The organism is Desulfobaculum sp., assembly GCF_054921475.1.
In genome coordinates, this window is sequence record NZ_JBUDSW010000180.1 from 1 (window position 1) to 7,614 (window position 7,614).

The following is a 7,614-nucleotide window of genomic DNA, read 5'->3' on the forward strand; positions in this document are numbered from 1 at the left end:
CATGCGATACGGTTCTATACATCTGAAGGATTTGCTGTACAGCGGACGGATGGTGATTTTATCGTCATGGCACGTGACCTTGTGCTAGGCAGTGAAGATGGAGCGTGAAAACAAGGCATGCGCAATTGTTGGACCTGTCTGAGGACTAGCCTAGTAGGTCAGATGAGAAATAAAAATCCCCCGGAAGCGCAGCTTCCGGGGGATTTTTGTGAGTTGGTCTGCGCGTTCAGGCGGTGGCTGTGTGCAGGCTTTGGCCTGCAGGCGGGCCGTTTGGGGCGCGCTCTCGCTACGCTGTCGGAGCGGCAACGCCTTCGGATTCGTCTTCTTCGTCCACAAGAGCGGCGCCCAGGAGGCCGGTCTCCGTCATGGTTTGCTGGAGGGCGGCGTGGGTGTCGGGTTGCATGGAGACGAGGGGGAGGCGGAATTCTTCCGTCATCAGGCCCATGAGGGAGGCGGCGGTCTTGACCGGGATGGGATTCGTCTCGGAGAAGAGGGCGCGGCACATGGGCATCATGTGGTAGTGCAGCTTCTGCGCGGTGGCGATGTCGCCTTCGGCGAAGGCTTTACACATGCCAGCCATGGCGGCGGGCATGATGTTGGACACCACGGAGATGACGCCGCATCCGCCAACGGACAACAGCGGCAGGACCGTGAAGTCGTCGCCGGACAGCACACAGAAGTCGTCGCCACACAGTTCAACGACCTCGGAAACCTGACGCAGGTCGCCCGTGGCTTCCTTAACGCCAATGACTTCCGGAACGGCGTCCCTGATGGCCTTCAGTGTTTCGGGCTTCACGTTCAGGGCCGTGCGGCCCGGGACGTTGTACACGATGAAGGGCATGGACACCTCTGCGGCAATGGCCTTGTAGTGCGCTACAAGCCCCGCAGGGGTCGGTTTATTATAGTAGGGCGTGATGAGCAGCGCGCCGTCAGCGCCGGCGTCTTTGGCGTATTTGGTGAGTTCGACGGCCTCGCGGGTGTTATTGGACCCCGCGCCAGCCAGAACCGGGACGCGGCCTTTGACCTGATCCACACAAATCTGGATGGCCCGGCCATGCTCGGCGTGCGTCAAGGTGGCGGATTCACCAGTGGTGCCACAGGGGACGAGTCCGTCAATGCCCTGTTCAATCTGCCACTCGATGAATTCGCGGAACGTTTCCTCATCGATCTCGCCGTTTCGAAACGGCGTCACAAGGGCGCTAAGCGCTCCCTGGAACTGCATACTGCTCCTCCTCGGGTCAACAGTCCGGCGCGGAGGCGCCGGTTCTATTCCACAGGCGTCAGGCCCATGGATTCAGGATACATTTCGCCCTGATACGTCATAGCAGCCTTTCCCTGCAAAAAGACCGTACCGTTTTCTATAGAGATTTGCAAAACCTCGCCGCCGGACGTGGTGAGTTCCACCTCCGTGCCGACAAGGCCAAGCTGATGCGCAACGTACGCAGATGCTGCCGCACCCGTGCCGCAGGCGAAGGTTTCGGCCTCCACGCCGCGCTCGTAGGTGCGCAGGTACAGGCGGCCTCTATCGCGCACCTGAATGAAGTTGACGTTGGCACCTGCCGGGGCAAAGTGCTCATGCTCGCGCAGGGCGCGGCCAAGCTGCATCACGTCCACGGCGGCGACGTCGTCACACACGGTGACGGCGTGCGGGACGCCCGTGTTCACAAAGTGGACATCAAGGCTCTGGCCGTTCACGTCCAGCTTTGCGCCAAGGGCGAGGTCCAGCGGCGGCGTCAACTCCACCTTCACGCGTTCTTCGGCTTCATTGACTTCCGCATGGATGGGGCCGGCGTCCGTTCCAAAGACGTGGCTGCTGCCAGCCAGCCCAAGGCGGGCGGCAAGGCGGGCGGCGCAACGCGAACCGTTGCCGCACATCTCCGCGCGGGAGCCGTCGCCATTGTAGAAATGCCACACGTAGTCGACATCCTGCCGCTCGGGCGCGTCCTGCAGGAAGATAAGCCCGTCCGCGCCAATGCCAAAGCCGCGCGGGCACACGTGGGCGGCCCATTCGCTCATGGCCGCCTGCGGCAGGCGCAGCGCGCGGTTGTCTATCAGTACAAAGTCATTGCCACTGCCGTGCATCTTGAAGAAAGGCACGCCAGTTCCAGAATGTTTGCTCATGGCACTCATCCGAAAAATGGTTGGGAGTTTGCGACAAGGGTGCAGTGTGGCGCGTTTTGTGAGGAAGCGCAACCCCTAGCGGGCATTGGGGAAAAGTTTCCTCAGCGTGCGGGCCATTTCGCTGTCGGGCAGGGAGTTGTCGCGAAGGGGGCGGAAATCAAGGACGATGTTCTTCTTTGGGGTCCACTTCCAGTCCGCATCGTCGTGGCGTGGCCACGTGTTGATGCGCAGAACATGCACGGCGCGGCCCTTGCTGTAGGAGCGCACCCAGAAGGTTTTTCCGCCAGCTTCCACGCGCCCGGCAAGGCCCGGACCGGGCCCGGCGCCAAACAGAACGTCGAGGACAGGCCCGGCGGCGTCCAGATAGTGCTTTTCCGTCATGAAGCCCCACGGACTGATGCCGATGACGAGCTTGGTGCGGCTGCGCAGGCTTTTGGCCTTGGCGGCGATGCTTTTCATGAGATAGCGGGGGACAGAGGTCTGCCCGGCGGGGAGCATGGGAAGGTAGATGATGCCGATGGAGGCATTGTTGACGTCCACGGTAGAGAATTGCACATGGACCGAGGCGGTGCGCCAGCCCTCTGGGCGCGAAAGGCCTGCTGCGCTAAGCCAGTCGGCTTCCCTTGGGGAAAGGTAGCCGATGTCGTAGGCCAGCAGGTCGTAGGCGTCCTTGAGGGACTGGGCAAGAGATGCGGGACCGTCCGGTTCTTCCCCGCAGGGAGTGAATTCGAACGGTCCCGCCAAAAAGAGCGAGCGGGCACCCTGCTTGTCATTGTCTCTCACGGAGGCGAAAAGGGTGGCGCGTCTGTCCAGACCGCCGAGCGTCTTGCCGCCTCAGGTGGGGCAGGGTGCGTAATGCCCGTAGGTATTCGATGTGTAAACCAGCTGAAGTCGAGTCTCGTCGTGGGGAGCGGCGAAAGCAGTGCTGAATGAGAGCGCAGCCAGTAGGAGTATGAGTGTGAGAATCCGGGGCATTGCTTCCTAGCTGTTGACGAATTCCTTCAGCTCTTTACCGGGCCTGAAGAAGGGGAGCTTCTTCGGGCGGACCTTGACGATTTCGCCGGTTTTCGGATTGCGGCCGATGTACCCGCCGTAGTCCTTGATTTTGAAGCTGCCAAAGCCGCGAATCTCCACCCGCTCCTCGTGGATGAGGGAGCTTTTGATGGAGTCGAAGAATGTGTTGACGACGACAGCCGCTTCGTCAACATGCAGATTCTTCTTTTCTGCCAGGGTCTTGATGAGTTCACTTTTGTTCATAGTCTCCTCCCGGTTGCGAAAATACGTGTTCCCCATACACGTGGTGCCAAAAAAAAGGCGCTTTCTTGCTTATGCAAATATGCCGAATTTCGAGGAATTCCGTCAAGCCTATTCCGCGTCATTTGAGGAAAAATTTTGCAATACCCCCTGATTGCCGACATGAGGCAGCAGATTATCCCTCATGCGGCGCAGCTTGATGGCCAAAGAGAGGATATCGCGCCCTGCGTCGGAGGAGGGGGCGTACTTTAAGAGCGGCACCTGACGGACAACGGCGGCGGCCACGGCCGGGTCGCTGCGTACGGTGCCCGCGTAGTTCAGCGTAATGCCAAGAAAACGCTCGCACGCGGCGTTGAGGCGCTGAAAGCCCTTGCGGCCCTCGGACTGTGAGGCGGCTTGGTTGACCACCACATTGAAGGTGTCCACGCCGTATTCGGAGTGCAGTACCTTAATAAGGGCGTAGCCGTCAGTGAGCGAGGTGGGCTCGGGCGTGATGACCACCACGCGCTCCTGCGACATGGCGGCAAAGCGCAGTACGGTTTTGCTGATGCCCGCGCCAATGTCCATCAGCAGAAAATCATATCCGCCGATGATGCTGTTGAGCTTATCGAAAATGAGGCCTTGCAGGTCCTCGTCAAGGTCGATCAGTTCGGGCACACCCGACGCCGAGGGGAGGAAGTCGAAGTTGGATTCCTCGATGGGAACGACGATATCCTTGGCCTTGGCGTCATCGGTCAGCAGGTCCTGAAGGCTTTTGTCCGGCGTGAGGCCGAGCAGAACGTCCAGATTGGCCAGCCCGAGGTCGCAGTCCATCAGCATAACAGGGTGCCCGGCTTTGTGCAGAGCATACCCGAGGTTCAGGGCGAGGTTGGTTTTGCCGACACCGCCCTTGCCGCTGACGATGGAGAAGCTGATCGCGTTATTCTTTTTGTCAGTCATGTCCATGTCCTTGGATCAGTTTCCCGTGAACAGGAATTTCTTTTCATTGGTTTCCACAAGCGTCGCTTTGGACGGTGCGGCCACATCCTGCAACGGGGCGGTGACGACCGTGTCCTTTCCGGCAGCCTTGGCGGAGTAGAGCGCCTTGTCCGCCAGAGCGATGAGGTCTGGCGGCGTGCCTTCGGCCATGCTTTTATATGTGACAAGCCCTGCCGAACAGGTCACGGAGATGGGGGTGTCCACTCCGGGGCAGGGGATCTGCGTTTCGCGCATGCGCGCGAGCAGGCGTTCCACCATGGCGCGCGCTTTGATAAGGCCGGTTCCGGGCAGCAGGAGCGCAAACTCCTCGCCGCCAAGGCGCGCGGCAACGTCGTAGCGCCGGGTCTGGGTCAGCATCAGCCGCCCAAGGGTCACCAGCACTTCGTCGCCGCAGGGGTGGCCGTAGGTGTCGTTGACGGTTTTGAAGTCATCAAGGTCCAACATGACGACGGACAGTGACGACCCGGCGCGCTGGGCGCGCTCCAGCTCCTGCTCCAGACTGCGCTCAAAGGCGCGGCGGTTGAACAGGCTGGTGAGCGGATCGTGCTCCGTCTGATAGGCCAGCTCTTCCAGCGTCTGCTGGAGATGCTCCAGAAAAGGATAGTCCCCCTCCCCAAAGGGTAGGGCGAGCCATTCGCGCAGGCCATATTCTTCCGCCAGCGTGGGCCATTGGTCCAAGGACAGGCCCGGACACAGGCGCAGTATGCCAAGCACACCGTCCTTTGCGTCACAGGCGGAGAAGTCCTCGTGGGTGCTGTGCACCAGCCTGCGCAGGGATTCCAGCTCCCGCACAAGGGGGTCGTAGTCGACGTCGATGGTCGCGGCGGTCTTATTTTTGGGCATGAATACTCAGCAGGTAGTTTCTGATGAGGGTATCCAGATCACCGTCCAGCACCGCGTCAACATTGGATATTTCCGTGTTGGAGCGGTGGTCCTTGACCAGCCGGTAGGGCTGCAGGACGTAGGAGCGGATTTGGCTTCCCCATGCGATGGCCTCTTTGTCGGCATATTCGGCCTGCCGCTGTTCGGCGCGCTTGCGCATTTCCCGCTCGTAGAGGCGGGCGCGCAGGACTTTGAACGCGGAGTCCTTGTTGCGGTGCTGGGACTTGTCGTTCTGGCAGGAGACGACGATGCCCGTGGGGATATGGGTCAGCCGCACTGCGGAGCTGGTTTTGTTGACGTGCTGGCCGCCCGCGCCACTGGCGCGGAAGACGTCCACCCGCACGTCCTCGTCCCGGACTTCAATTTCCACATCCTGCGTGGCGTCGGGGTAGACGTCAACAGAGGCGAAGGACGTATGCCTGCGGCCCGTGGAGTCAAAAGGCGAAATACGGACAAGACGGTGGATGCCTTTTTCGGCCTTGAGCAGGCCGTAGGCGTTGGTGCCTTCGATGAGCAGCGTGACGGACTTGATGCCTGCCTCGTCGCCGGGAAGCTGATCCAGCGTCTTGATTTTGAAACTTTTGGCCTCGGCCCAGCGCACGTACATGCGCAGCAGCATTTCGGCCCAGTCCTGCGCCTCGGTTCCGCCTGCGCCGGGGTGGATTTCAAGGATGGCGGGGGCGGCGTCGGCGGGTTCGGCCAGCAGGGTGCGCAGTTCGGCTTCCTGCAGGCGCTCGGCCAGCAGGTTCACCTGCTCCTGCAGGGCTTCCAGAACATCCTGACTTTGGTCCTCGTTTGCCATCAGGAGCCATTCGTCAAGGTCTTCCTTGGCCGCCAGCAGGGCGTCCCACTGCTCCATCAGGCTGGAGAGGTGGCTTTTTTCCTGAAGCATAGGCGTCAGCGCTTCAGGGTTATCCCATGCGCCGGGACGCGACAGCTCCATCTCTATGTCTGCAAGCCGGTCTCTGCTCTGGTTCCGGTCAAAGACGCCCCCAGAGGCTTTCAAAGTCTTTGAGCAGGGAGCCGCCTTGAGCCTTGAGATCGTGATATTGCAACATGGTCGGAAATATATCCTTTGGATTGAATGTCTTGGAAGAACCCAAGAGTATAGGTGATTCGCGGCTGTCAATCAAGCACGCGCACCTGCTCCCGCGCGGGGCGCAGGCAGGCGACGCCGCCAAGGATGAGCGCAAGGGCGAAGCTGGCCGTCAGGATGGCTGTGCGGTGGCGGTGAAATGGTGTCATGACGGAAATAAGGCCCACACCGGAAGCCACAACGCTTTCCGCGCGGAAGAGCGAACTGTGGGCGTGGATGCGTCCGTAGGGATCGATGATGGCGGAGATGCCGGTATTGGTGCCGCGCACCAGCCAGCGTCCCTGCTCAACGGCGCGCAGGGCGGACATTTGCAGATGCTGAAAGGGCGCGGACGAGTGGCCGAACCATGCATCGTTGGAGATGTTCACCAGCAGGTTGGCCCCGGCCGCCACACGGGCCTGCGCCAGTTCCGGGAAAATTGTTTCGTAGCAGATGAGGACGCCAATATCCATCTGCCCGGCGGGCAGGGGCGTGCTCTTGATGCCGGGCACAAAGTCCCCGCCGCCCTGCACCAGCTTGTTCAGGAAGGGCAGATACTCGCCAAAGGGCACGTATTCGCCAAAGGGAACAAGGTGCTCCTTGTCGTAGAATCCCGCGTTGGAGCCGTCCGGACCGATGAGGAAGGCGCGGTTGTGCATGCGGTAGCCGCCGCCGTCCGGAATGGGCGTGTACGCGGGGGCGCCGGTGAGCAGATGGGTGTGCCCCTCCCGCGCCAGCTTGCGCACGCGGGCGCTCATGAGGCTGGTTTCCTGAAAATAGAACGGCAGCGCCGTCTCGGGCCAGACGATGAGGTCCGGGGTGTTGCCGTCGCGGGTTTGTGCGCCCCCGGTCAGGGTGGCGTAGCGGTCTACGGTGCCATTTTGGAACGTGACGTCCCACTTTTGGGCTTGGTTGATGTTGCCCTGCACCAGCGCCACGCTGATGCTGCCGTCCGAAGGCAGGGGCTGGGCGGTGCGCATCATTCCATATCCGCTGATGGTGGCCAGCACGCCAACGCTCACCGCCACAGCGGCGGCTTTGCCACGCGCGGCGACGGGCATGGAAATGCTCCCGGCAATGATGCCCGCAAGGGCGTTGGCGCCAATGAGCGATGCCGTCTGCAGAAGCCACGGTACTGGGACAAGCGCGCTGGAGAGCGGAAGCCACGCAAAGCCCGTAAACAGCCAGCCGCGCAAGGCCTCAAGGGCCGTCCACAGCGCGGCGGCAAAGAGCCCCGTTGCCAGCCAGTGAAGCCTTTCCTGCACCAGCCGGATTCCCGCGGCGAAGATGCCCGTGTACAGCCC

The 7,614-nt window shown here is 61.3% G+C and carries 7 protein-coding genes and 1 pseudogene; all 8 read right to left on the reverse strand.

The annotated features are described in order from the left end of the window. Window positions 1–346: 346 nt before the first annotated feature. A pseudogene (gene dapA, locus ACY69P_RS11700) lies at window positions 347–1,222 on the reverse strand (4-hydroxy-tetrahydrodipicolinate synthase); the annotation flags it as partial. 44 nt (window positions 1,223–1,266) lie between these two features. Continuing rightward, window positions 1,267–2,121 carry a diaminopimelate epimerase gene (dapF, locus tag ACY69P_RS11705; RefSeq protein WP_462327595.1) on the reverse strand — a complete coding sequence of 285 codons (855 nt, stop codon included), beginning with the start codon at window positions 2,119–2,121 and terminating at the stop codon, window positions 1,267–1,269. A gap of 75 nt (window positions 2,122–2,196) precedes the next feature. Continuing rightward, window positions 2,197–3,096, reverse strand: coding sequence for a UshA-like (seleno)protein family 2 (locus ACY69P_RS11710; protein ID WP_462327596.1), 900 nt, complete (start codon window positions 3,094–3,096; stop codon window positions 2,197–2,199). Window positions 3,097–3,102: 6 nt separating this feature from the next. Then, window positions 3,103–3,378: an HU family DNA-binding protein gene (locus ACY69P_RS11715; protein WP_404844887.1), complete on the reverse strand. Its 276-nt coding sequence runs from the start codon at window positions 3,376–3,378 to the stop codon at window positions 3,103–3,105. Window positions 3,379–3,486: 108 nt separating this feature from the next. Further along, window positions 3,487–4,314: a MinD/ParA family protein gene (locus ACY69P_RS11720; RefSeq protein WP_462327597.1), complete on the reverse strand. Its 828-nt coding sequence runs from the start codon at window positions 4,312–4,314 to the stop codon at window positions 3,487–3,489. Between the two features lie 15 nt (window positions 4,315–4,329). Next, a complete protein-coding gene (locus tag ACY69P_RS11725; RefSeq protein ID WP_462327598.1) occupies window positions 4,330–5,196 on the reverse strand; it encodes a GGDEF domain-containing protein in 867 nt (288 codons plus the stop codon). Continuing rightward, window positions 5,183–6,293, reverse strand: a protein-coding gene (prfB, locus tag ACY69P_RS11730; RefSeq protein ID WP_404844890.1) for a peptide chain release factor 2 whose coding sequence is annotated in 2 segments (ribosomal slippage) — window positions 5,183–6,217 and window positions 6,219–6,293 — 1,110 coding nt in all. Because the reading frame shifts where the segments join, the coding sequence is not laid out codon by codon here. Before prfB ends, ACY69P_RS11725 begins: the two co-directional genes overlap by 14 nt. 67 nt (window positions 6,294–6,360) lie before the next feature. Continuing rightward, on the reverse strand, window positions 6,361–7,614 hold a 1,254-nt coding region (lnt, locus tag ACY69P_RS11735), incomplete at its 5' end, for an apolipoprotein N-acyltransferase (protein WP_462327599.1).